General features: G+C 50.8%; 35 protein-coding genes and 3 pseudogenes. 33 read left to right on the top strand and 5 right to left on the bottom strand.

Annotated features, from left to right (window positions below):
• Positions 1–48 precede the first annotated feature (48 nt).
• Positions 49–276, bottom strand: coding sequence for a hypothetical protein (locus N7268_RS24565; protein ID WP_016241610.1), 228 nt, complete (start codon positions 274–276; stop codon positions 49–51).
• A gap of 178 nt (positions 277–454) precedes the next feature.
• Between N7268_RS24565 and N7268_RS24560 the strand changes: the two genes are divergently transcribed.
• On the top strand, positions 455–1,435 hold the full coding sequence (locus tag N7268_RS24560; RefSeq protein ID WP_016241585.1) for an IS5-like element ISKpn26 family transposase: 981 nt from the start codon (positions 455–457) through the stop codon (positions 1,433–1,435).
• A gap of 310 nt (positions 1,436–1,745) precedes the next feature.
• Positions 1,746–3,644: a methyl-accepting chemotaxis protein gene (locus N7268_RS24555; RefSeq protein ID WP_016241606.1), complete on the top strand. Its 1,899-nt coding sequence runs from the start codon at positions 1,746–1,748 to the stop codon at positions 3,642–3,644.
• A gap of 251 nt (positions 3,645–3,895) precedes the next feature.
• Here N7268_RS24555 and N7268_RS24550 read toward each other — a convergent pair.
• Positions 3,896–4,592, bottom strand: a pseudogene (locus tag N7268_RS24550) (IS1-like element IS1A family transposase).
• A gap of 55 nt (positions 4,593–4,647) precedes the next feature.
• Positions 4,648–5,493 (bottom strand): annotated as a pseudogene (locus N7268_RS24545) (IS5-like element ISKpn26 family transposase); the annotation flags it as partial.
• A gap of 31 nt (positions 5,494–5,524) precedes the next feature.
• Here N7268_RS24545 and N7268_RS24540 point away from each other — a divergent pair.
• Entirely contained in the window at positions 5,525–6,367 is an 843-nt protein-coding gene (locus N7268_RS24540) for a LysR family transcriptional regulator (RefSeq protein WP_214600678.1), read from the top strand.
• 100 nt (positions 6,368–6,467) lie between these two features.
• Here N7268_RS24540 and N7268_RS24535 read toward each other — a convergent pair whose 3' ends face one another.
• Together N7268_RS24535 and N7268_RS24530 are read right to left on the bottom strand one after the other, a co-directional pair.
• A complete protein-coding gene (locus tag N7268_RS24535) occupies positions 6,468–6,758 on the bottom strand; it encodes a putative quinol monooxygenase (protein WP_016241603.1) in 291 nt (96 codons plus the stop codon).
• A 119-nt stretch (positions 6,759–6,877) separates the two neighbouring features.
• Positions 6,878–7,108, bottom strand: a pseudogene (locus N7268_RS24530) (helix-turn-helix domain-containing protein); the annotation flags it as partial.
• A gap of 63 nt (positions 7,109–7,171) precedes the next feature.
• Between N7268_RS24530 and N7268_RS24525 the strand changes: the two are divergent.
• From N7268_RS24525 to N7268_RS24380, 30 genes are all read left to right on the top strand, one after another.
• Positions 7,172–7,876: an IS6-like element IS26 family transposase gene (locus N7268_RS24525; RefSeq protein ID WP_059328522.1), complete on the top strand. Its 705-nt coding sequence runs from the start codon at positions 7,172–7,174 to the stop codon at positions 7,874–7,876.
• Positions 7,877–8,042: 166 nt separating this feature from the next.
• Complete coding sequence (locus N7268_RS24520; protein ID WP_007372268.1) at positions 8,043–8,309, top strand: hypothetical protein; 267 nt, start codon at positions 8,043–8,045, stop codon at positions 8,307–8,309.
• Positions 8,310–8,417: 108 nt separating this feature from the next.
• Positions 8,418–8,876, top strand: a complete 459-nt coding sequence (locus N7268_RS24515) for a hypothetical protein (protein WP_007372269.1) — start codon at positions 8,418–8,420, stop codon at positions 8,874–8,876.
• A gap of 35 nt (positions 8,877–8,911) precedes the next feature.
• Positions 8,912–9,388: a hypothetical protein gene (locus N7268_RS24510; RefSeq protein WP_007372270.1), complete on the top strand. Its 477-nt coding sequence runs from the start codon at positions 8,912–8,914 to the stop codon at positions 9,386–9,388.
• Between the two features lie 74 nt (positions 9,389–9,462).
• Positions 9,463–9,738 (top strand): hypothetical protein, encoded by a 276-nt coding sequence (locus N7268_RS24505; protein WP_007372271.1) that lies wholly within the window; start codon positions 9,463–9,465, stop codon positions 9,736–9,738.
• Positions 9,739–9,852: 114 nt separating this feature from the next.
• Positions 9,853–10,125: a hypothetical protein gene (locus N7268_RS24500; protein ID WP_007372272.1), complete on the top strand. Its 273-nt coding sequence runs from the start codon at positions 9,853–9,855 to the stop codon at positions 10,123–10,125.
• A gap of 154 nt (positions 10,126–10,279) precedes the next feature.
• Complete coding sequence (locus N7268_RS24495) at positions 10,280–10,585, top strand: hypothetical protein (protein ID WP_016241563.1); 306 nt, start codon at positions 10,280–10,282, stop codon at positions 10,583–10,585.
• A gap of 12 nt (positions 10,586–10,597) precedes the next feature.
• The gene (locus tag N7268_RS24490; protein WP_007372274.1) at positions 10,598–10,891 is read left to right on the top strand and encodes a hypothetical protein; all 294 of its coding nucleotides are present in this window, start codon (positions 10,598–10,600) and stop codon (positions 10,889–10,891) included.
• A gap of 94 nt (positions 10,892–10,985) precedes the next feature.
• Positions 10,986–13,058 (top strand): ATP-dependent DNA helicase DinG, encoded by a 2,073-nt coding sequence (dinG, locus tag N7268_RS24485; protein ID WP_016241562.1) that lies wholly within the window; start codon positions 10,986–10,988, stop codon positions 13,056–13,058.
• A 20-nt stretch (positions 13,059–13,078) separates the two neighbouring features.
• Positions 13,079–13,399, top strand: a complete 321-nt coding sequence (locus tag N7268_RS24480) for a hypothetical protein (protein WP_016241561.1) — start codon at positions 13,079–13,081, stop codon at positions 13,397–13,399.
• An 87-nt stretch (positions 13,400–13,486) separates the two neighbouring features.
• Positions 13,487–13,909 (top strand): hypothetical protein, encoded by a 423-nt coding sequence (locus N7268_RS24475; protein WP_024196082.1) that lies wholly within the window; start codon positions 13,487–13,489, stop codon positions 13,907–13,909.
• Positions 13,910–13,990: 81 nt separating this feature from the next.
• Positions 13,991–14,155 carry a hypothetical protein gene (locus N7268_RS24470; RefSeq protein WP_007372277.1) on the top strand — a complete coding sequence of 55 codons (165 nt, stop codon included), beginning with the start codon at positions 13,991–13,993 and terminating at the stop codon, positions 14,153–14,155.
• A 26-nt stretch (positions 14,156–14,181) separates the two neighbouring features.
• On the top strand, positions 14,182–14,577 hold the full coding sequence (locus tag N7268_RS24465; protein ID WP_024196081.1) for a hypothetical protein: 396 nt from the start codon (positions 14,182–14,184) through the stop codon (positions 14,575–14,577).
• Between the two features lie 181 nt (positions 14,578–14,758).
• Positions 14,759–14,950, top strand: coding sequence for a hypothetical protein (locus tag N7268_RS24460; RefSeq protein WP_016241560.1), 192 nt, complete (start codon positions 14,759–14,761; stop codon positions 14,948–14,950).
• Positions 14,951–15,080: 130 nt separating this feature from the next.
• Positions 15,081–15,776, top strand: coding sequence for a hypothetical protein (locus N7268_RS24455; protein WP_007372278.1), 696 nt, complete (start codon positions 15,081–15,083; stop codon positions 15,774–15,776).
• Positions 15,739–15,996, top strand: a complete 258-nt coding sequence (locus N7268_RS24450) for a Lar family restriction alleviation protein (RefSeq protein ID WP_306083951.1) — start codon at positions 15,739–15,741, stop codon at positions 15,994–15,996. Before N7268_RS24455 ends, N7268_RS24450 begins: the two co-directional genes overlap by 38 nt.
• 52 nt (positions 15,997–16,048) lie before the next feature.
• Complete coding sequence (locus tag N7268_RS24445; RefSeq protein ID WP_008786599.1) at positions 16,049–16,507, top strand: hypothetical protein; 459 nt, start codon at positions 16,049–16,051, stop codon at positions 16,505–16,507.
• 147 nt (positions 16,508–16,654) lie between these two features.
• A complete protein-coding gene (locus tag N7268_RS24440) occupies positions 16,655–16,795 on the top strand; it encodes a hypothetical protein (protein WP_007372281.1) in 141 nt (46 codons plus the stop codon).
• Positions 16,796–16,810: 15 nt separating this feature from the next.
• Positions 16,811–17,443, top strand: coding sequence for a hypothetical protein (locus tag N7268_RS24435; protein ID WP_007372282.1), 633 nt, complete (start codon positions 16,811–16,813; stop codon positions 17,441–17,443).
• A gap of 460 nt (positions 17,444–17,903) precedes the next feature.
• Positions 17,904–18,575: a hypothetical protein gene (locus N7268_RS24430; protein WP_007372283.1), complete on the top strand. Its 672-nt coding sequence runs from the start codon at positions 17,904–17,906 to the stop codon at positions 18,573–18,575.
• Positions 18,572–19,036 carry a hypothetical protein gene (locus N7268_RS24425; RefSeq protein ID WP_008786596.1) on the top strand — a complete coding sequence of 155 codons (465 nt, stop codon included), beginning with the start codon at positions 18,572–18,574 and terminating at the stop codon, positions 19,034–19,036. Before N7268_RS24430 ends, N7268_RS24425 begins: the two co-directional genes overlap by 4 nt.
• Before the next feature lie 138 nt (positions 19,037–19,174).
• Positions 19,175–19,414 (top strand): type II toxin-antitoxin system CcdA family antitoxin, encoded by a 240-nt coding sequence (locus N7268_RS24420; protein ID WP_007372285.1) that lies wholly within the window; start codon positions 19,175–19,177, stop codon positions 19,412–19,414.
• 2 nt (positions 19,415–19,416) lie between these two features.
• The gene (locus N7268_RS24415; protein WP_007372286.1) at positions 19,417–19,725 is read left to right on the top strand and encodes a CcdB family protein; all 309 of its coding nucleotides are present in this window, start codon (positions 19,417–19,419) and stop codon (positions 19,723–19,725) included.
• Between the two features lie 20 nt (positions 19,726–19,745).
• Positions 19,746–19,904: a hypothetical protein gene (locus N7268_RS24410; protein WP_016241558.1), complete on the top strand. Its 159-nt coding sequence runs from the start codon at positions 19,746–19,748 to the stop codon at positions 19,902–19,904.
• Positions 19,905–20,058: 154 nt separating this feature from the next.
• The gene (locus N7268_RS24405) at positions 20,059–20,613 is read left to right on the top strand and encodes a hypothetical protein (protein WP_007372288.1); all 555 of its coding nucleotides are present in this window, start codon (positions 20,059–20,061) and stop codon (positions 20,611–20,613) included.
• A 69-nt stretch (positions 20,614–20,682) separates the two neighbouring features.
• Positions 20,683–21,300: a hypothetical protein gene (locus tag N7268_RS24400; RefSeq protein ID WP_007372289.1), complete on the top strand. Its 618-nt coding sequence runs from the start codon at positions 20,683–20,685 to the stop codon at positions 21,298–21,300.
• Between the two features lie 82 nt (positions 21,301–21,382).
• Positions 21,383–21,853: an HAD domain-containing protein gene (locus tag N7268_RS24395; RefSeq protein ID WP_007372290.1), complete on the top strand. Its 471-nt coding sequence runs from the start codon at positions 21,383–21,385 to the stop codon at positions 21,851–21,853.
• 346 nt (positions 21,854–22,199) lie between these two features.
• Complete coding sequence (locus tag N7268_RS24390; protein WP_007372291.1) at positions 22,200–22,442, top strand: hypothetical protein; 243 nt, start codon at positions 22,200–22,202, stop codon at positions 22,440–22,442.
• 10 nt (positions 22,443–22,452) lie between these two features.
• Complete coding sequence (locus N7268_RS24385) at positions 22,453–22,851, top strand: hypothetical protein (RefSeq protein WP_007372292.1); 399 nt, start codon at positions 22,453–22,455, stop codon at positions 22,849–22,851.
• 83 nt (positions 22,852–22,934) lie between these two features.
• Positions 22,935–23,261, top strand: coding sequence for a hypothetical protein (locus N7268_RS24380; RefSeq protein ID WP_007372293.1), 327 nt, complete (start codon positions 22,935–22,937; stop codon positions 23,259–23,261).
• Positions 23,262–23,321 lie beyond the last annotated feature (60 nt).

Below are 23,321 nucleotides of genomic sequence, written 5' to 3'. Positions count from 1 at the left end.
TCATCGTATCCGTAGCTGTAAATCCCCTGATACAATAAAGGTTCAGGTTCACAGCAGAGCATTCACAGCAGTTATAATTTCGTTATGCCTCAGATCTCTGTCTGCAGCTATGAAAATCTCACATTTCTTTCGTCCAACCGAGTGCATGCCGGAAAGCATGATTTTGAGATGAGCCTCTTCTCCGTTCGGGTATACACGCCTGATGATATTGACTTCCCTCAGGGTTTTTACTAATTCAGCGGGCTGAGAGTTAAAGAAAACAAGTACATTTTTCATGCGTTTATCCTGAAAAGACTACGGAAAAGGATATCTGTTAAAAACACTTTAGATTCACATCACAGAAAAGTAACGTCTTACTGAAAAGCAGGGAGTAATCTTCCGGTTAGGGAAGGTGCGAACAAGTTCCTGATATGAGATCATCATATTCATCCGGAGCGCATCCCAGAGGGACATCATGAGCCATCAACTCACCTTCGCCGATAGTGAATTCAGCACTAAGCGCCGTCAGACCCGAAAAGAGATTTTCCTCTCCCGCATGGAGCAGATTCCGCCATGGCAGAATATGACCGCTGTCATCGAGCCGTTTTATCCCAAGGCGGGCAATGGCCGACGGCCCTATCCGCTGGAGACCATGCTGCGTATTCACTGCATGCAGCATTGGTACAACCTGAGCGACGGTGCCATGGAAGATGCCCTGTACGAAATCGCCTCCATGCGCCTGTTTGCCCGATTATCCCTGGATAGCGCCCTGCCGGATCGCACCACCATCATGAATTTCCGCCACCTGCTCGAGCAGCATCAACTGGCCCGTCAATTGTTCAAGACCATCAATCGCTGGCTGGCCGAAGCAGGCGTCATGATGACCCAAGGCACTTTGGTGGATGCCACCATCATTGAGGCACCCAGCTCTACCAAGAACAAAGAGCAGCAACGCGATCCGGAGATGCATCAGACCAAGAAAGGCAATCAGTGGCACTTTGGCATGAAGGCCCACATTGGTGTCGATGCCAAGAGTGGCCTGACCCACAGCCTGGTCACCACCGCGGCCAACGAGCATGACCTCAATCAGCTGGGTAATCTGCTTCATGGAGAGGAGCAATTTGTCTCAGCCGATGCCGGCTACCAAGGAGCGCCACAGCGCGAGGAGCTGGCCGAGGTGGATGTGGACTGGCTGATCGCCGAGCGTCCCGGCAGGGTAAAAACCTTGAAGCAGCATCCGCGCAAGAACAAAACGGCCATCAACATCGAATACATGAAAGCCAGCATCCGGGCCAGGGTGGAGCACCCGTTTCGCATCATCAAGCGGCAGTTTGGCTTCGTGAAAGCCAGATACAAGGGGCTGCTGAAAAACGATAACCAACTGGCGATGTTATTCACCCTGGCCAACCTGTTTCGGGTGGACCAAATGATACGTCAGTGGGAGAGATCTCAGTAAAAACCGGAAATAACGCCAGAAATGGTGGAAAAAATAGCCTAAATAGGCTGATTCGATGTGTTTGCGGGAAAAAAATCGGCCCAGATCCGCGAAATTTTAATCAGCGAGTCAGCTTGGGAAGAAATGACCTGCTTATTCGCACCTTCCATAGAAACCATGCAGGCCGCAACAAAATGGGCGGACGAGCTCGCCGTCTGTTAAGGATATTTATCACAAGACAAATCAGTCATACACATCATTTTTTTAATTAAAGAAATACCGGTGAACGCCGTTATATCCGCTTATCCAGACACAACGAGACACTATTATCATGACGTGGAAAACCACACAGGGGCAGGTTACCCTTTTGCTTGTCAGTTTTTTTGTATTTTTAATTATCGTGACCTATACCGTTATCCGGTTATTTGTGGCACCTGAACTCATTGAAACAGAAACCAAAAATATAAGAACCATGGTGGAATTACAGAGTGAGGCCATAACAGAGCAGATGAACCGTGTTAAAGCCCAGCAGCGTGTGGTGACTGAACTGATTCCTGCACTGCAAAGTGAGCAGATTGACCGCCTGTTACCCCAACTGGTGAATCAGCACGGGGATCTGAACGTATTTGGCGGTGGGGTATGGCCCCTGCCGGGACAGCGGGATCCGGAACGTGAGCGGTTCAGTACCTTCTATGCCCGGGATGCCGGTGGGGTTCTGCAGCTCAATACGGTCTGGAACCAGCCGGAGTCGGCCAGATACTGGGAACAGCCTTGGTACAAAGACGGGATGAACGCGCCGAAAGGGAACTGTGCATGGGCAAAAGCGTATCAGGATGCCGCCACTCCCCAGCCGCGGACGAACTGTGCCATGGCCATTCAGAAAAACGGAAAAGCATGGGGCGTTGCCACCATTGATGTGACGCTGGGTTTCTTTAACCAGCTGGCAAAAGATATGGGCAAGGCTATTGGAGGAACCGTACTCATCATTGAAGAGGACGGCAAAGTCGTCGGAAACGGCTCTTCGGTTCAGGGAAGTGCCGCGCTGGGCAATCTGCGCGATTTGAACATCCCTGCGGCAGCCCCCCTGAGTAAGCTTATCACCCCGGGGCAGAAAACAGAGATTCAGGGAACCTATGATGGCGAAGGCGGGGAACATACCCTGTTTGTGGTGCCGATTAGCGGCAGCCCGTGGCTCCTGGCGGTGGATGTGTCCAGCGATCTGCTTGAGCGCCACTCTGATTCCATTCTGACTCACCTTACCCTTGTGCAGGTCATTACAGGTATCCTGATGGTTCTGGTCCTGATGGGCATTGTGCGCAATATTTTCAGAAACGTGACCCTGCTGAACAAAAACATTGAGGCGTTGTCCGGCGGTGGTGCTGACCTGACGCAGCGGCTTGCTGAAAGCAAAAGCCATGAGTTCAACAGCATTATTACGAACTTTAATAAGTTCATCGCTTTTCTCCAGGATCTTATGCAACAGGTTGGCCAGAGTTCCGCGGCGATTGCATCCGCTTCCCGCCAGATTGCAGGAGGCAACCTGGATCTCTCCTCACGTACGGAAGAACAGTCTTCATCCATTGTCGAAACCGCAGCATCCATGGAAGAACTCACCAGTACTGTCCGTCTGAATGCAGATAATGCACTGCAGGCTAACCGGCTCGCAACACAGGCCTCTGCTGCGGCGAAGGAGGGTGCTGGCGTGGTCAGTGAGGCGGTTATCACCATGAGTAAAATTAACGATTCTTCGTCGAAGATCGTTGAAATTATCAGCGTCATTGACGGTATTGCTTTCCAGACCAACATCCTTGCCCTTAATGCTGCTGTGGAAGCTGCACGCGCCGGTGAAAATGGACGGGGATTTGCCGTCGTGGCCGGTGAAGTCCGTTCCCTTGCACAGCGAAGCGCTCATTCAGCCAAGGAAATCAAGAAACTGATTGAAGAGTCCGTCAGCAATATTGAACAGGGAAGTGAGCTTGTCAGACAGGCAGGAACCACAATGGACGGGCTGATGGAGAAGGTCGAAAATGTCAGCGTGCTGATTTCCGAAATCAGCTCTTCCAGTGATGAACAAAGCCGGGGTATTGAGCAGATCAATGTGGCGATTAACCAGCTTGATAATACGACCCAGCAGAATGCCGCACTGGTCGAAGAAGTCTCTGCTGCTGCGCAGTCTATGGAGGCTCAGACAGAGCAGCTTGAAAAAGTGGTCAGCAGTTTCAGACTCTGAAAGTTAAATTACCAGTAAGTGTTCACAGCATCGCTGGCTTCGGCCGGCCATGCTGTTGAAAATTTTTTCATTGTTTGCGTATTCATTATTATTTTGTGAACTTCCTCTGATTTTTTTATGTATAAGGCCGTTACAGATAGACTGTAATGGGGGGTGTGTCAAATTTACCGATTAAACGGAATATGTCAGAAGGAACATTCCACGATGTTTGTTCCGCAGTATTACTTAACCTTTAGGGTAATGACTCCAACTTATTGATAGTGTTTTATGTTCAGATAATGCCCGATGACTTTGTCATGCAGCTCCACCGATTTTGAGAACGACAGCGACTTCCGTCCCAGCCGTGCCAGGTGCTGCCTCAGATTCAGGTTATGCCGCTCAATTCGCTGCGTATATCGCTTGCTGATTACGTGCAGCTTTCCCTTCAGGCGGGATTATACAGCGGCCAGCCATCCGTCATCCATATCACCACGTCAAAGGGTGACAGCAGGCTCATAAGACGCCCCAGCGTCGCCATAGTGCGTTCACCGAATACGTGCGCAACAACCGTCTTCCGGAGCCTGTCATACGCGTAAAACAGCCAGCGCTGGCGCGATTTAGCCCCGACGTATCCCCACTGTTCGTCCATTTCCGCGCAGACGATGACGTCACTGCCCGGCTGTATGCGCGAGGTTACCGACTGCGGCCTGAGTTTTTTAAGTGACGTAAAATCGTGTTGAGGCCAACGCCCATAATGCGGGCGGTTGCCCGGCATCCAACGCCATTCATGGCCATATCAATGATTTTCTGGTGCGTACCGGGTTGAGAAGCGGTGTAAGTGAACTGCAGTTGCCATGTTTTACGGCAGTGAGAGCAGAGATAGCGCTGATGTCCGGCAGTGCTTTTGCCGTTACGCACCACCCCGTCAGTAGCTGAACAGGAGGGACAGCTGATAGAAACAGAAGCCACTGGAGCACCTCAAAAACACCATCATACACTAAATCAGTAAGTTGGCAGCATCACCGATGATGCGAAACGGGTGCTCCACCCTGGCACGGATGCTGGCTTTCATGTATTCGATGTTGATGGCCGTTTTGTTCTTGCGCGGATGCTGCTTCAAGGTTTTTACCCTGCCGGGACGCTCGGCGATCAGCCAGTCCACATCCACCTCGGCCAGCTCCTCGCGCTGTGGCGCTCCTTGGTAGCCGGCATCGGCTGAGACAAATTGCTCCTCTCCATGAAGCAGATTACCCAGCTGATTGAGGTCATGCTCGTTGGCCGCGGTGGTGACCAGGCTGTGGGTCAGGCCACTCTTGGCATCGACACCAATGTGGGCCTTCATGCCAAAGTGCCACTGATTGCCTTTCTTGGTCTGATGCATCTCCGGATCGCGTTGCTGCTCTTTGTTCTTGGTAGAGCTGGGTGCCTCAATGATGGTGGCATCCACCAAAGTGCCTTGGGTCATCATGACGCCTGCTTCGGCCAGCCAGCGATTGATGGTCTTGAACAATTGACGGGCCAGTTGATGCTGCTCGAGCAGGTGGCGGAAATTCATGATGGTGGTGCGATCCGGCAGGGCGCTATCCAGGGATAATCGGGCAAACAGGCGCATGGAGGCGATTTCGTACAGGGCATCTTCCATGGCACCGTCGCTCAGGTTGTACCAATGCTGCATGCAGTGAATACGCAGCATGGTCTCCAGCGGATAGGGCCGTCGGCCATTGCCCGCCTTGGGATAAAACGGCTCGATGACAGCGGTCATATTCTGCCATGGCAGAATCTGCTCCATGCGGGAGAGGAAAATCTCTTTTCGGGTCTGACGGCGCTTAGTGCTGAATTCACTATCGGCGAAGGTGAGTTGATGGCTCATGATGTCCCTCTGGGATGCGCTCCGGATGAATATGATGATCTCATATCAGGAACTTGTTCGCACCTTCCTTAGCTCCCTGATCGCGGCGCTGGAAGAAGAAGTGGGATATCGACTGTTCGATCGCGATACGCGCAAGGTGCAGTTAAACGGCAATGGCATTCACTTTATTGATATTGCTCGCCGATTGATTCAGTCACATGATGACGCTGTCGTTGAGATCGCATCCTATGCCACCGGTTACAAAGGCAAAATTGTGCTGGCGGTGTTGCCCTCGATGGCGGTGGAGTGGTTGCCACAGGTGCTGGCGGAGCACCATCGTGCGCATCCTGACATCAAGGTTGAGCTGCTGGATACGCAGTGGGATCGCTGCCTGAAGGCGATTCTCGACGGCCGCGCAGACCTCGCATTAACCGCGGGTCAGCCCTCTCCTGGCACCTTCAGTTCGCGAATGCTGTTTGCCGATGAATTTTTTCTGATCTGCCATCGCAGTCACCCGCTGGCGCAGCGCGAGAGCGTCGACGTTGCCGAAGTGGCGCAGCAGGCGTTTGTTGGCTTCTCTCAGGGAACCAGCATCCGCCAGTACACCGATCAGCTGATGGCGCCGCACAGCTTTAACTATGTCCTTGAGGTACGACAGCTGACGACCATGATGGGGCTGATCGCGGCTAACTATGGGGTCAGCATCGTGACCGGCCTGACGCTGTTCCAGTTTCAGCATAAGAACATCGCCATTGTGCCGTTTCGCGATCTGTCATTACAGCGCGGCATCTATCTGGTGACGGATAAAGAGCGGCAGCTTTCACAGTGTGCCAGTGAGTTCTACGAGTTCTTACAGGAAAAGGCGGAGAGTTTTATCCCTCGCTCCGCGCGCTGAGCTTTCGTTTATCGACCGTCGCACCTTTGTGCTCTCAGCCATCGGCAATTGCCACGGGCAGGTCGTCGACTCGCCGGATAACCAGCGAGCCGGTCGTTCGTCAGACGGAGGTGGTCAAGGTTGTGACCTGTAGATCCGCAATACCTTCAATTGCGCGAACCAGCGCGCCGAAAGGGGCAGCCTGAGCGTGTTGCTCCAGCATCTTCGCGGACTGCCAGCGCTCAATCATCACGAACTGGTGATCGTTCTCGCGGTTCAGATGCAGTTGATACAGCTCGCAGCCCGGTTCGCCCTGGACGTCACGCTCTACCGTCTTCAGCGCCTGAAGGACTTTCTCACGCGAGCCTGAATGCGCGGTAATGGTGGCCACAATAGTCACAGCGTCATGCATTTTCATATTCCTTTTGATGAGTTAAGCGATGGCATAAGCATACACCCGTGGCGGCGGTTGAAAATCCTTTTTTTGTGCTAATACCTTCACTTTTCGGGTGAAAATGCGGGTATCAGGGTTTATCGCCCACTGCGTAACGACTGCGGCGGAATGCCGTAACCACGGATAAACACTTCCCGCATATGGCGTCCGTCACGAAAGCCTGATTCACGGGCGATAGAATCCAGAGACAGGTGGCTTTGTTCAATCATCAGCCTGGCAGCCTCCAGCCGAAGCCCTTCAATGGCTTTAGCCGGTGACTTTCCCGTTTCCTGGCGAAACAGACGGCTAAGCTGTCGGGCGCTCAGGTGGGCACTGTTGCAAATAGTCGGTGGTGATAAACTTATCATCCCCTTTTGCTGATGGAGCTGCACATGAACCCATTCAAAGGCCGGCATTTTCAGCGTGACATCATTCTGTGGGCCGTACGCTGGTACTGCAAATACGGCATCAGTTACCGTGAGCTGCAGGAGATGCTGGCTGAACGCGGAGTGAATGTCGATCACTCCACGATTTACCGCTGGGTTCAGCGTTATGCGCCTGAAATGGAAAAACGGCTGCGCTGGTACTGGCGTAACCCTTCCGATCTTTGCCCGTGGCACATGGATGAAACCTACGTGAAGGTCAATGGCCGCTGGGCGTATCTGTACCGGGCTGTCGACAGCCGGGGCCGCACTGTCGATTTTTATCTCTCCTCCCGTCGTAACAGCAAAGCTGCATACCGGTTTCTGGGTAAAATCCTCAACAACGTGAAGAAGTGGCAGATCCCGCGATTCATCAACACGGATAAAGCGCCCGCCTATGGTCGCGCGCTTGCTCTGCTCAAACGCGAAGGCCGGTGCCCGTCTGACGTTGAACACCGACAGATTAAGTACCGGAACAACGTGATTGAATGCGATCATGGCAAACTGAAACGGATAATCGGCGCCACGCTGGGATTTAAATCCATGAAGACGGCTTACGCCACCATCAAAGGTATTGAGGTGATGCGTGCACTACGCAAAGGCCAGGTCTCAGCATTTTATTATGGTGATCCCCTGGGCGAAATGCGCCTGGTAAGCAGAGTTTTTGAAATGTAAGGCCTTTGAATAAGACAAAAGGCTGCCTCATCGCTAACTTTGCAACAGTGCCCGTTGCACTGGGTCTCGAATAACTGCTGCCTGCGCCCGGGCTTGTTTGCCCGGGTTGCTCCCCTCCCCTGAATCAAACCGAGTATCATGACATCATTCTGAGGAGTACCAGACGATGAGCGAAGTAAAGCACTTCAGCATCACGAAAACCGTTGATTTTTACATCAATGAAGCATCCCCGGAAATTATTGCGGGCCGCAGGATCTATCTGGAAACCGTATTGATTCCTCGCCTTCGTACCGGCCTTGCCGTGCTCAATAAGATGGGCCTGACCGAGCGTGAAGATATGGAGCTGCGCGATGTGTACCAGCGTGGCGTGGAATTTTTTGACAAATTGTTCGATGGCCCTGTCCCGCAGGCCAATACCACCACCAGCCACTAATCCGCAAATTTTGTCCTTTTTTTACCCGGCTCTGACTTCGTCACCCGGGTAACCAGTGATTTAATAAGTAAACAAAACGAACATACCAATAATCACTGGGGATGCACCATGTTTAAAAGTCTGTCTGAATTGATGACCAGCGTTGGCAAGACTGATGCGCATAAAGTCTCGATAGTCCAGGTTAAAACCGGTGTCACCTCGTGGGGCCGCAAAAACCAGTCATCCCGGCCTACGGCTGAATACCAGATCTGGATGGATACTCCTGACAACGACAGTCGTATCGTCCTGAAGCTGAATTTCGTGCTGAGTTCCCGCCGTAACCAGCCTGAGAAGAATGCGCCCCTGAATATTGAAATCAGCCAGTACGCTAACTGGGATACGGTGAAACGCGCCTGGGCGGAATGCGCTCCTGAACGCTATATGCGGCTGGAGAATGAAACGACAGATGAGTTTATGTCCACCAGCGGGGTCTGGGAAGAAGCATCCGTCATCACCAATGACATGCAGCCGGATTACCGCTACTTCTATCCAGGCACGTCCTATTACGTGGCAAACGACAGCTACTGAAGCCAGAAAACACACCATATAACCGAGGATCTACCATGACCGACGCTATCCAGACTGCCCCTGAAAGCTTCAGCCTTTCTTCCCTGACCGACCTGTATCGCACAGTGCAGGCAACCGAGTCCCACGCTCTTTCAATGATGCGTGTCCAGAGGGGGATCACCTCCTGGGGGAGCCGTCGTATAACTGACCGCCGAACTGAGGGGTTCACCGTCTTTCTGGATGCGCCGGATAACGCCAGCCGTATTACTGTTAAAACGGAGTTCGTGCTGAATGCAGCAAAGACCGGCCCTGATACGTCTAATGATCTGGTGGTGGAAGCGCGTGAACATTCAGGCTGGGATGAGAGCCGGAATTGTTTCACTGTTACCCGCGAGATCGGCGAACTGCGGGTTAATGCTGGTGGTGAAAATCATGCTGCTACACTTCGTCAGCTGTGGAAGCTGCTTCACGCGCAGGCAAAAGCCTACCAGTCCAGAAATACTGCCGGTAACGCCACCTGGCTTATGTTCTGATAAGCCCCGGGCATGGTAATGTGCGTCACGACATTACGCCGTGGCGCACTACGTTCGTTTAGAAGGAAATGAAGATGAAAATAAGCCAGCTGGAAGTCGGGATGAGTGTCTGGTCGGTTAGCCGGGTAAATATGGGCAACACCACACTTAAAACAGTTGTCGTCCACCCGGTCGTGATTGTCGAAGTCCATGATAACCACGTCATAGCCACCTGGAATGGTAACGCCCCGCGTCGTTTCGGTGAGTCCGTCGTTAAGGGCTGGAAGAAAGAAAAGCCGTTGCTGATCCGTGAAGGTTTCGGGCAAATGCGCCTGGCTACCAGGGAAGAGAAAGCGCTGGCTGGTAAGTAACCCCCTTCGTGACCTGTATGACCCGTGGTGTAATGGCTCCGACAACCTGGCAGTTTTCGCAACGCAACACTCTGCCGCAAATCACCCTCCACGGGGCCAGACAGGGAATACACGATGACCGATGCCATTCTCTCTGAAGAGCTGTACTTCAAATACCTCAACACCTACGAACGCGAAAGCAGGTTTCGCATTGACTCTTTTCGCTTTGATGGCGAGCCTCAGTGGACAACCAAATTCGGTCAAGCTCGCATCCGCCCTTCTCAGGTACGTGTACTGCTCTGCCGCTGCGGGGCAAACAACTGGAAAGACGATGGCAGGTTCGCCAATGAGTACTGCTGCGACAGCTGCGGACAGTTCGTGGAGGTGCTACAGCATAACGACCGTTGATTCGCGTCCCGGGGCCGGAGCTGATGGCTCACTGATAAACCATTTCAGACCGACATATTCATTCTGATAATACCCGACGTATCGCCTTCGTCACCTGCCGGGCCCGTGTTGTACTGGTATCAGTACAACATAAAACGAGATCACGGGGCGCATCATGCAGACACTGACCGACGTATTCAGCGATAAGGCGAATAAAGCCTTTCATTCGATTTTCGCCGATTTCCTGCCCACCAGCGCGGATGGGGTAATCACCTTTACGGTTCGCGGCTATGGCGGAAAAACTGCCTGCATGACCGTCCCCTCTGGAACCCCGGTTTTCGTCTTTGGCACTGAAGAGCTCGCCGACTTCCATCGCTCCGCCGTGGCGGGTGAATTCTACATCGTTGATCACGGTGGTTTCCGCACCCTGAATCAACAGGTAGAACGTGGCCGCGTCCCAGTCATCTACGACATCCTCTGAAGGGATCCGATTATGGCAATCGACACAGTTTACCGCCTGCGGCTCGATTTCGACGTGTATAACGGCGATGTCATCGACACCAAAGAGCAGGAAGACAAAGACCAGATCTCCATTGCGAAAATCACCCAATTTATCTTCGATGCCTCCGTTCGGCTCAAGCTTGATGCCTGCGAAACCAGCGATGGCGGGCCAGCACATGGGCCTTACTGTGTTCTTGAGCACTGCAACCGAGCTGTACTGGAACAGGCCGAAACTGAAATTAAACGCTATGTGAGACGCTTTAAAGGCCATTCACTGGAAGACTGATGAACCCGGTACATCCACCAGCATGAGGATGTACCTGACTTCGATAGCCGCTGCCGGGCTGTGCCTCCTGAGCAGCAGAGGACAAGGTACGGATATGCCAGACAATAAACCCCGGATGACTGCCGCTGAAATGACTGAGCGAGCCTATCACTTCTTCCTGGACGCAAAGGGTCTGTCCCCTCGTGCCGGGCAGGTAGACATGATGGCGTTTTGCAGCGCAGTCGTTAACGCTACCCCCGCTGAGGAGCAGTATCGCGTCGGGGTTATTGAGGCCGGTACGGGGACAGGGAAAACACTCGGGTATTGTCTGCCGCTGATCCCCCTGGCGATGGAAAAGCATAAGACGCTGATCATCTCCACGGCAACCGTTGCGCTTCAGGAACAAATCATCTCCAAGGATCTGCCAGAAATACAGGCGAGAGCGGGCCTGAGCTTCTCCTATGCGATGGCGAAGGGCCGTAGCCGTTACTTCTGCCAGATGCGCTGTGACGTTCATATGGAAAGCGAGATGAATGCCTATGGCTACATCCGCGATGATGTGGAGGATATCAGCAAGGCCTTTGCTGGTGGTCACTGGACAGGAGAGCGTGATTCCTATCCTGATGAGATCAATGAGGCGGTATGGGGTCGGGTCAATGCTATTGGCAGTCAGTGCCCTAAAAAGCGTTGCCCACATTATCACCGTTGTCCGTTCTTCCTCGCCCGCGCCCTGCTGGAGTCGGTGGATGTGGTTATCGCCAACCATGACATCGTATTGTCTGACCTGTCACTGGGAGGCGGTATTATCCTTCCCCCGCAGGAAGAGTCCATTTATGTGTTCGACGAAGGTCACCACGTTCCGCAGAAAGCAATTAACCACTTTGCGACCTCCGCCTCTCTCGATGCCAGCAGGCATTTCATGAGCGAAATCTTCGACATGGTAATGACCATGCCAGAGTCCTACGGCGGGACTATGGAAAAGCACGTGCAGCAGCTGGTGGAGCTTGCGGGCCATGCCGGTGATGAGCTCGGTGAGCTGCGGGGGACACTTTTACGCTCCCTGAACTGGCGAAACGATCACGAAATGCCAAATGGCACGGAATCGGACATCTATCGCTTCCCGGAAGGTTTCGTTCCTGAAGATATTGCGGCCCTGTTTAAGCCTGGGTTAAAGACAGTAAACGAGATGCAGAATATCGTTGTGAAAATGACGGCGATTGTAGATGAGGCCGGGCGGGATATCAGCGAGGAAGAACTGGCCCTTCAAAAGATGGCTGTCGGCGAGCTGGCAAATCGCCTGGCGGGTATGCATCAGGCTCTGGCCTCATACTGCGGGAATAAAACCGTCTCTGGTATGCCTATGGCCCGGTGGATTAACGTCCGTCGTACTAAACGCAGCACCGAAGTGGTGATTAATTGCAGTCCGGTCTATGCGGGCGAACACCTGAAATCCGAGCTCTGGTCGAAGGCTTATGCCACCATTGTGACCTCGGCAACAATCCGCTCCCTTAGCAAGTTTGACGCATTCCTGGAGCAGGCCGGTCTTCCAGTCGATACACCTACCCTGCTGGCCCGCAGCCCGTTTGATTACCAGAACAACGGCGTGTTGTTCATCCCCCGTATGCGCTCGGTTCCGACCAATCATGAAGAACATACGGCGGAGATCATCGAACTCCTTCCCAAACTGGTGCTTCGGCTTCAGGGTTGCCTCGTGCTGTTCGCCTCCCGCAGGCAGATGGAAGAAGTCAGCAAGGCGATGCCTCAACACATTTCACCGCTTCTGCTGATACAGGGGGCACTTCCAAAACGGGAAATACTGCTGCGCCATAAGCTCAGAATCGACCGTGGTGAGCCGAGCATTATCTTTGGTATGGCTTCTTTCAGTGAAGGGGTGGATCTGCCTGGCGTGTACTGCAACAACGTCATCATTGCCAAGCTGCCTTTTAGCGTTCCGACCGACCCGGTGGGCCAGACCCTGACGGAGTGGCTGGAGAAAAACGGGCGTGATGCTTTCCGGGAAATCTCGATACCGGAGGCCTGCCTCAAACTGACCCAGTCCGTTGGTCGGCTTATCCGCACAGAGAGCGATACCGGCGCGGTGACTATCCTGGATAAACGCCTGAAGACAAAAGCCTACGGGAAAGACATCCTCGCATCCCTGCCCCCTTTCAGGCGCGAAATTCGTTAATCAACAGTCGAGAGGTTGCTATGCATAAAATTGAATGCCCACGCTGTCTGGGTGGTAAGGGTGAGATCCGAGCGTTCCGGCACGTTCAAGGCGGTGTGTGTTTTCGCTGCAAGGGCCGGGGGTATGTCGAGGTGAAAACCATCCCGAAGCCTTCTATCCGGTTTGTTGCTATGCAGAAATGGGCAAATCCAGAGGACGTTAACTACAACAATGGGGATTTTATCAGGACGTTCTATTTCAAGGCCCGAAGTCAGGCTGAAGCAACAAAGAAGCTTCAGAAAAAACTCGGCGCGTCAGGTCGTGAGTTTTATGCCACTCCTGCGGATGATGTCCAGCAATAAATGGGGGCGTTTTGTAGTGGTTTATTCACTCTGAAATCTATCACTCTGGTTATGATTGGTTTCGAAACAAATGACAGGTGGTAACACATGAAAAACCAGGCTAAAACACAACATTCTGTTTTTAAGTTCATTCGAGCTGCGATTCCGGTAACAGTTCTATCGGCTATACAGTACGCTGTCATTTCTACATTGCTGGTGGTTGGAAAAATTGACCTTCAATGGTCGGAACTCGCTACATCACTTCCGTTATGTATTATTGCAATATTCTCAACAGCATTTGTATTTTACGACCCAAATGAATATGAGTACTTTCTTTCAGTGCTGGGAATGCTTACCGTTTGGGTTTTAGTGTTTATTGCATCAATACTCCTACTTGTAATCGCGCGAGGTTTTTCCTTCATCACAAGCAATTATGTAACATATGCTGAATTGGCTTCCTATTCCATACAGATAGGAATGATGATTGTATTTTACTTCAAGAGGGATAGTCTTAATCAACAGACCCTATAGATACAGTATTTCGCGATTAATATTATCATTGAACATTAACGCACAAAATTTACCCCCACGTCATACAAGGTTACCGATGCAATGAAAAATAAAATTATCGATGCAAAACTTGCATTTTTTAAAGTAGAGGGAACTCCAAGTACTGGTCACGTTGTGGTTATCGGGAAACCATCATCTGGGAAAAGTTTCTGCCTTACTGATGAAATAACGCGTTTGTTAAAAGCAGGTAAAAACCACGAAAATTAATTTGAATATTGCAAGCGGGGTTTGCTATGACATCAATTATTACCACTTTATATGAAAAACTTTCATTTCGTGTGCTCGCAGTTCCGCTGATTATTTTCAGCATTGAATTTTTGATATGGGCAGTGCTTATTCGAGAAAATGTTATATCCGGGGACTGGCCTTTGTATAGAACTTGTTTGTTCGCTTGTTTTTCCTCGCTGATTATAACTGGATTCACATTCCAGAATCCTGAAGGCAGTGATTTCCTAAAGGCAGCAGCAGGTCTCCTTGGATGTCTGGCCTTGGGGGGATTGATAATTATTATTTATTATATTGGCACTCTCGAATTTCCGATTATCACTGCCAAGATGGTTTGGATTTTCATGATGGCAAGCTTTACGTCTCAGCTTTTCACTTGCCTGATGAAATCGATGACTGATTAATTTGAAGTTCAGCAAAAACAATTGCAGAGCAAAGTTATTTATTCACTCATTTTGCGATCTAAGTATGCTTACGCTGAAGTAACCGAAAAGTACCTTTCTTGAAAAGTTTTTTCGGGATTTTAGGAGAAATGGATAATGGCATTCTCACTTACTTTCCATCAATACATTCTGGAGTAATAACATGTTTACTTTAGTTCTCGTGATTGGGCTTTATTCAAGTGGTCTTAATCCAAGTGGTGTCACCTCTCAGAAAATACCTGACTACAAAACCTATGATGAATGCCAGAGTGCCGCGCCTAAAGCAAAGCGTGGGGAAACTATCACCATCTTAAGTTATTGCATTCCCCAGCCTGCGGATAAGACAAAGGCGTAAAGGCTTCGCTATATGTGAATTATCGAAGGGGTGTCCATTTCATACCCGATTACTTCGTCAATTGTCGACCGGTGGGATAATAGGATTAAAACAGTTTTTAGCTTCACGATATTATGGAGAAACCGCCGTCATGCACCCATTCGATTCGGTCAGAGTAAAACTGAGTTTTGCCGGAAAGCCACCAGCGGCTTTACTGCAAAGCGCCCTATTTCTTGAAAATCAGCGTCCCGAATCCTCCAGTTGGAGCGACCCGGGCACGGCGGGTAATACACTGCTTCGCGACATCCTCCGGTCACAACCGGTTGAACTGAGCACTCTACAAGGCGTGGTTAATCTGACTACTGGCAACCTCGGTAAAGCCGAATGTAGTGAGTTGCTTGCACTGATGGGCCTTCGTAGCTTCGGTGAAGAAGCTGCTGAGTTAATGGTTCGCAATGCGTCAATGGTTTTTGCGAGTGGACAGGCTAATGCAAAGAACCTGATTCGCATGGAAGTCACTAAATCACACCTTACTTCTGATAAGCAGGTCATTGTCAGTACTGAAACCCTTGAGCGGCGTATGTACGTCATGAACAGCAACGGTATCTGCTTCGTCGTTGAGCCTGAGATCTGCCTTGATGCCGAGAAACTGCCGGGCGCGGATTTCTTTATCACTGAAGACGAAATGGATGCTGCGGGCGTGAGCCGCTGGGGTGAAAACGGCAGTCAGCACTGGCGATGCATGGTTACCTGGTTCAATGGCAGTAGCACCATCATGAACGAAATGGGACACATGTACGAGCTCGGTGATGAACCTGAAATTCGGCTCAATAGCTTCGGTGGATAAAGCCCACCAGCGAGGAAATACGATGAGACACGATAACGTCAAGCCCTGCCCTTTCTGCGGTTGTTCATCTATCCGGGTTCGGGAGATTTCGAATAATTTTCGCGCCTGCTGCAATTCCTGTGAGGCCACGGTGGCGTTTCAGGACTCCGAACAAGCCGCTGTGACGCGCTGGAATACCCGCGCTGAAGAGAAACAATCTGGCGGACTCCAGTCAGCATAAATTAAGCCCCGGGCTGCTCTGGGCCTGAATACCGATAAGAGGAAACACCGACATGAAATTTTACATCAGCGACGTTTTATGGAAATCCGGGCAGGCATTCATTTTCTCGTTTGTCACTGCTCCGGCAGTTGCGTTACTGCTCATTCTGTTCTGCACAGTTCTTACCAGTTCACCATCCAAGGTCTTCCTCGATCAGGCCCGTAGTCTGGTTGGAAATGCCACCAGCACCTCGGTCATGGTTTGCCCTGAAGAGAAAGCAGTGTTTGCCGCGTTCCGCTCCTCAGAATGCCAGCGACACGTGGTGAATGCCGATGATGCCATTAAACAATGGGACTCGCTGTTGCTCAAAGGCTACCTGATAGTGGCGGGTATCGCTCTTATCTGCTGGATGGTAAGCGAGGCAGTTAACTACCGCAGAAAGCCGTGGCGCTATGGGATCCGTCCCTCTGATATGACATTTAGCTATACAAAACTCGTGCCGAAAGAATCCGATGATGACGCGGATAAATAACCACTCATTTAGCACGGCAGACAGCCGGTCAATGCCAGCAGCACAGGGGGCAGTATGGGTAGACCTACAGGCAATATCGTCAGACTCACAAAATCAACAGGCCGCAGCAGCGACTTTTTCGGGCCATGTGAGTTGTGTGGAAAACATATGTCAGAAGCATTCCGTACCCGAAAAGCGCGTGAGTGGCAGCGTGAAAATGGCGAACTCTATTACGGCCATGATTCCGCCGTCATGTATGCACATGAAAAATGCATTCTGAATCTGGAAAGCAAATTTACCTCAAATTAACGACTGGTGAGATTTATGAAAATACCTCTGGGTAAGACGTTCCCAATTTTTTTTATCTTATTGGTGGTGGTGCTGGGGGGCGCTATCGCCGAGAAACTGCTATGGGAGGGACACCTCTATCCCGATTTTCTTATCAGTGATGCCTATGTGGCGAAAGATACTCAATTGCAGGCCAGTAACGACACAACACTGTTGAAGCAGTGCTACGCTCAGCACTTAACTGGATGTGAAAAGTATTATAGAAGCTTCAGCCAACTGGAGGTCAGGGGTAACGATCTCAAGTCGCTGTGTAAAGTCCTGACAAATAACACTGATCTGGACGTCTTTCAGAGTGATGCTCAATTGCTGGTTCGTTGCTCACGATGGAATGTTTTCCGTGTAATTCCATTTAAACCTACAGATAACGCAACTGATAAATTTAAGCCAATGGTCGATATGGTTGGGAGCTGGATGGCCTACAACCGGCTCTCAAAAGAGCTACTTCATGAAGATCCGGTCGATATCTTTTTTGTTGGACTGGATGAGGGAAAAAAGCAACTATCCCTGAAATATTGCTTTACCGGGGTTGATCAAATTCCTCCTCAAGTAGCTTTCCAGCGATGTGACACCGAGTCGGATACGACTAAAACCCAGAGTGACAAATCATGATGACATTTCTCGCTAATTTGCATCGCCATACTACGGCCTGCCGCAGCTTCGCATTCTTCACTCTGGTCTCCGGCCCGGCGATTGCTTTATTTATCACGTTCATCTGCATGAACTATTCAGGTTCACCTTCAGCGCATCTGGTTAGTGCAGCCAGGGCTGTCATTGATGGTGCTCCGGTCGGCAAACTAATGGTATGTACCGAAGAGCCACAATCCACGACTCCCCCGACACTTATCGAATCTCCCTGCGTTCGCGAGGCGGTCGATGAATCAATAGTAACCGCGAAGTGGGATTCAAACTTCCGAATGGTTTACGCAATGCTTGCTCTGCTTTCTTCTGTTATCTGGTGTCTAGTGAGCGCCACACGAGCGAACATATTCAAGGACGCTAAACCCCCTACTCGATAAGCCTGTCAATTCTCAAATAAAATGATGAAAAGTTGTGAAATTAAGGAGTGATGATGAACATAAATTACAGTATTAATAACAGTGTGCTCATGATGATGAGTGAGTTTATGATTACAGCTTTTGTAATCGTAATACTTTTTGTGATTGTATTAGTATATAACAAAGCGTTTAAGTCTGAATTAAGCATAAAAATATTTTGTTTTAGTCAGTTAACAGCCATTTTCATTTCCGTATTAGAAATAACAACAAAAAGAACAAATGCTGGAAGTATCAGTATTACATGGAGTGACGGCATCCATCAGTTTTATACTCACGTTTTTCTGGGGTTTGCTTTTTCTTTCTTACTTTTTTTGCTTGGTCTTTATGACTACAAAATGAAAGGCAACAAAGATGGTTTAAAGGATTGCAAAAAACATGTTTTACCGTGTTTCATAGGGAGTTGGTTCGTATTAATAATATTCTTTTTCTCCGCTTCGCCTTTGCGCTATGAGGAGAATTTGATTACGGATGCTCGCGTCGTAGCTTCGGATCCCAATCGAACCACAATTATCTATGCTGATGGGTTCTACTGGCTATTTGATATGGATAGAAATGAATTTGATAAGTCTATATCCAGAGAGATAGTCAGAGGCAACTACAAGATGTTATGTACTTCAGATACACCAGCTACCTGCTGGGCGGGCAGAAAATTCCCCAAAAACACATCACTGGATAAAGTTTTATGAAAGATTGTAACGCTGAGAAATATAGCTATTCATGTCTTTTCGCAGCGGTATTTAGACCAGGTGAAATGCCTGTCATTTCCGCGTTCCGGGCGCGGTATTGGGCTCTAATCATTCGATGGGCATTGCGTTTCGGTTACACCGTTTGCCTGATTGGCAGCACTGGAACCGGAAAAAGTTACCTCATCGAAAGAACGCTACCAGGACGGATCATTGATGCCCGACTGTTACTGGTAAAGAATGATTGGCATGGCCCTGTGCCATTCAGTTTGCGCGGTGCAAAGCCCGGCCCAGTTGGCATTGATGAGTCGTCCAGCTTTTCAGAGGAAACGCTGCGTCAGAACGCGGAGAACCTGAAAGAAAGAGGGGTAGTGTATACAGCACAAAGCATTGATAAAGCAGCTAAAGTTGCAGCCAACCTGCCAAACAGGCGTGTGTTGCTTATCATGATTGGAAAAACGTAGCCTCTGCGGTCTAGGCCATCTGACCTGCTGAACTGACGCAGTAGACTCTCTCGGAGGCAAACAAATTTGCTGGTGGGATAAAATGGGCGCATACTTAAAGCACGTGTAATCGACACGTGCTTTTTTATTGGAGGACACATGCAGGCTACAGCTGCTCGCCAGAAAAAAACCGTCAGTGTCACCCTTGAGCCAATGCTCGTACAGCAGGCAAAAGACGCTGGGATTAACTTGTCCGCCACGCTGGCAGAAGCGCTTCAGAGCAAACTGAAGGCCAGTGCAGCGGAAGAATGGAAACGACAGAATCGTGCTGGTATTCAGGAGTTGAACCGCATCACTGAAGAGCATGGGTTACTGTCTGACGAATACAGGACGTTCTGATAATGCAATATACCGTTTACCGCAATCCCGGCAACAGCCAGGCATACCCTTACCTGCTGGATATACAGAGCGACATCATTGGCGAGTTAAATACCCGCCTGGTGATCCCCCTTCATCGGCTTAAAAAAGGAGCCTCGGCCCCGGTTGCGCGATTAACTCCGGTCATACAGGTGGAAGGGAATGACGTTATCCTGATGACGCATGAAATGGCTTCAGTCCGCGTGAAGCAGCTCGGTCAGGCGGTCATGGACGCATCTCCGTTCCGGCACACTATCAAAAGTGCGGTGGACTTCCTGCTGGATGGTTTCTGACAGAGATAATGAGCGAGAAAATGATGAAGCAAAATGAACTGCTGGAAGTGGCAAAAGCCATGCGCGATTATATTGATGCCCTCCCTACCGATGTCGTTGCAGCATTACCGGTGATGCCGGGATTTGATCGAGACTGGGCCGACGAAGTCATTTACGAAGCCGAATCCGCCAGCAAATAACCCCCCGTCTGCGCCCGTTTCATCTGAATTCGGGCCGTCACAATCTTTCTGATTTTATTGAGAAAACAGCCTCTTTTTGTCCCCTTTTTTCCTTCGTCAGCAGACTCAGTCGTTCGATAATAAAAACAGACCAACACAACCACTGAGGTGTTTCATGTTAGCGATTATCCCGGCAGCAGGCACTGACAAGGTTTTTAAAACCTCCCTCAAACACGTGCTCGATGAGGACTTCCTGTTTGCAATGGCTTCAAAAGCAAGCGCGACGTACATTTCATCCCATATCAGCGATGACGGTGAGGGCACAGTGTTTTTCAGTCTGAGCGACTGGGATAACCTCAAGCCTTCCTTATCGGCTGATGGCTGGGATGGCGATACGATGCCCGGCTTCATTGATTTGCTGGATGCAATCGCAGCGCAGGGCTATAACACCGTCGAATTCCACATTTCTCACCCACTGGTGGTTGGCGCGGTCTGGTTCACCGATGAGTATTACTTCACGGTTACCCCGCTGGCGTATGACCTTGCCACGCTGGATGGTCAGTTTGTTCTGCCGGATGGCTCTTCCTACCGGCTGGATGACCTTGATGAAGTCAGCTATGACGAAATGACCGACTACTTTGACGGCATTATCGAAGTCGATGGCGATACCATGCTGGGTGTAAAGCGTAACGACGATGACACCGTAAACGTCAGCAAAATCGAAAGCTAACCCCTCCTCCCCGGTGTCGGTATCCGCCGCGCCGGGCTATTTTCCTGCCATCATCCTCTGGAGTGTTTCATGAAAGACCGTTTTTATCTGGTCAGCTTGCGTGACACCGTTGGTAGCAATACCGCTTTTCATAGCCATCACGGCAGAGGTTACAGCACCGATCAGCGTAATGCCCGGGTTTACACCCGCGAGGAAGCACAACGCGCATGGAATACGGGACGGGAGTTTGACCTGCCGGTTGATGCCGATGCAGTCGACCGCCATCTCGTGTTTCATGTTGATCATCAGTTTGTACCGGGAAAAACCATTCTCTCCGAAAGCGCCACCAAATATGTCGGCTTCGTTAATGGCCAATGGGACGGAAACGATCTGTTCTGGCTGGCTGATGCGGGTACTACCACGGATTTTTCCCTTGCCAGAGTTTTTGACTCACCACAGGCAGATAGACCTGATGTCGTCTGGTTACCCCATCACATCCCTGACGCTGCAAAACGCCCTACCTTCAGTGTTGAGCGGATAGACCGCCGTAAAATGACGCAGGGGGCCGGTCTGCTGATGCCTGCCTGGCTGAAACGCCAAAATCGCCGACAGTCAAAGGGGCTGACTCGCTGGAATTGCCCCGGGTGTGGCCGTATTTCATGGCAACAGAATCCGTATGATTTTGATGGTTGCCGGTTCTGCATATAGTCAACTACCGCGAGAGGCCTCTATGTTCCGATTATTACAGAAGTGGTTAGTCAGGTTTACCTGTCAGGACGATATAGATTGTATGTCGACCCGGCGCTCTGCGGGCGAGTTCTGGCTGGAAATAGATGCCCGTCGTCACTGGATTTTCCTGGACATCGACGGTGTACTCCACCGGGCGGAAAACGGGTCACTGGAGTTTATGCCTGTGCTGGATCACGTGCTGACGCAATGCCCGCAGACGGGAATTATCCTTTCCACAAACTGGCGTACCGGCGTACCCCGGGAGATGGTGCTGAGTCATTTCCCTGCGGGTATACGCGATCGGATTGCTGGACTCAATCCCGATCTGGATGGGCTGGTGAATAACCACGTGCGTTATCACGAATGCATGGCGGTCGTTAAACGGTTCGGCCTACAGCATTACACCTTCGTGGACGATACCGCTCGACTCTTTCCAACTGACTGCCCTGCCCTGTTCCTGACTCACCGGCACGAGGGGCTGAATGCAACGCAGGGTAGCGCTTTGATAGACCGGATTCGGTTAATGAAATGACCGGTTTAAGGCTGAATACAAATTATTAATGAGGATGCGTTATGAATGAAATCCCACAATACGTCTATGACCTGATCGGTATTTGCCTCTTTGTTGGAATGTGGGTCGGAGGCGTTCTGCTTATTTGGTTTATTTTCTCTAATGGAGAGAGCGACGAATAGCCAGGCAACTGGCGCAACTGATGTTGCAGGATGGCCCCAACAATATCTTACCTGCTTACGCTCTGATTACCCGCGCAACGCTTCGTCAGAAGCGGAAAGCTGGGATAATGAATATATCCCGTATACACCAGGCTATCCCAATGAAAATTACTGTGTTTACTGCCCCTGATTGTCCGAAATGTCGCATGACGCTTACCCGCTTTTCTCTGGCTGGGGTGGACGTGAATGAGATCCCGCTGGTGGACAACGCAGATCTCGTTCGCCTGACACAAAATACCGGTGCGCCGCTGGTGGTGGTGGTCAACGATTCGGGCCGTGTGACGGGTTGGGGTGGGTTCCGGCCAGATCTTATTGCGACAACTGCCAATGGCTGGAGTGTCGGGTCACTCGATATCCCCCCGTCGCTGGTTAATCACGTCCTTCACTGAGGTAAACGCCATGCACAATATCTCTGTCGAAATCCCTGCGGCCCTCGGCGTACATCCTCCTTCAGGAGCGGATGTCGTGCTTATAGACGATCTGAATAACGCCCTCGCCGGTGCTGGCTTACCGCAACTGAAGATAGAGCCGATAACGTGGACACCGCCATCAGGCCGACCGGTGATCTACCGGTCTGAGGTTCCCGATATCCTGCGCATTGCAGGTATAAACCCTGACACCTCTGACATGGTGAAAACCTTCTGTTCCGGGCCACTGCCGATTGACGATAACGAGCTGGATGCCCTTCTGGAGATGCGCGAACGGGACGGTCATAGCGAAAGCTTCAGGATCGCGCTCTGTGGGGCGCTGGACGCGATTCTCATTCGACTCTACTCAGCAGAGCGTCAGCTTCGTTGAAACGCCAGTAAAGACGCTGGTGGCCTCATATGAGGTATCAATCGGCTCGGTTCCGTCTCAATAATTTAAAGAGAGCACGGTATATGAGTCCTGAAGAAGAAAAAGTGCTGCATCAGCGGCTGATACAGCTTGGCGATATGATGGGGGATGGCCTGCACTATGAGCGCGACGGTCAATGGATCACCCGGGAGTACAAAGCCACGTTGCGGGCGCTGGGGCTTTTGAAGGCTCCCAAGCGTAAGCATAACCCGACCAAAACACTCGCTGTGGATGAGCGAATGGCACAACGTGTGAAGGACGTAGCCTGTACCCAGTGCGCCGGGAAACTGAAACAGGTGCGCTCCGGGTCTCTGAAAGCGCAATGCACCCGGTGCAAAACCAAGTTCACCCTCCTGAAAACCATTAAGTAACTATACCCGCAGCTGGTGGTCACCCCACCAGCATAAAATATACCCGAAACTGTGACACCT

It is taken from the genome of Citrobacter sp. Marseille-Q6884 (genome assembly GCF_945906775.1).
Taxonomy (GTDB): Bacteria; Pseudomonadota; Gammaproteobacteria; order Enterobacterales; family Enterobacteriaceae; genus Citrobacter.
The sequence above is the reverse complement of the archived record's forward strand: the minus strand, read 5'-3'. Positions and strand labels throughout refer to the sequence as shown.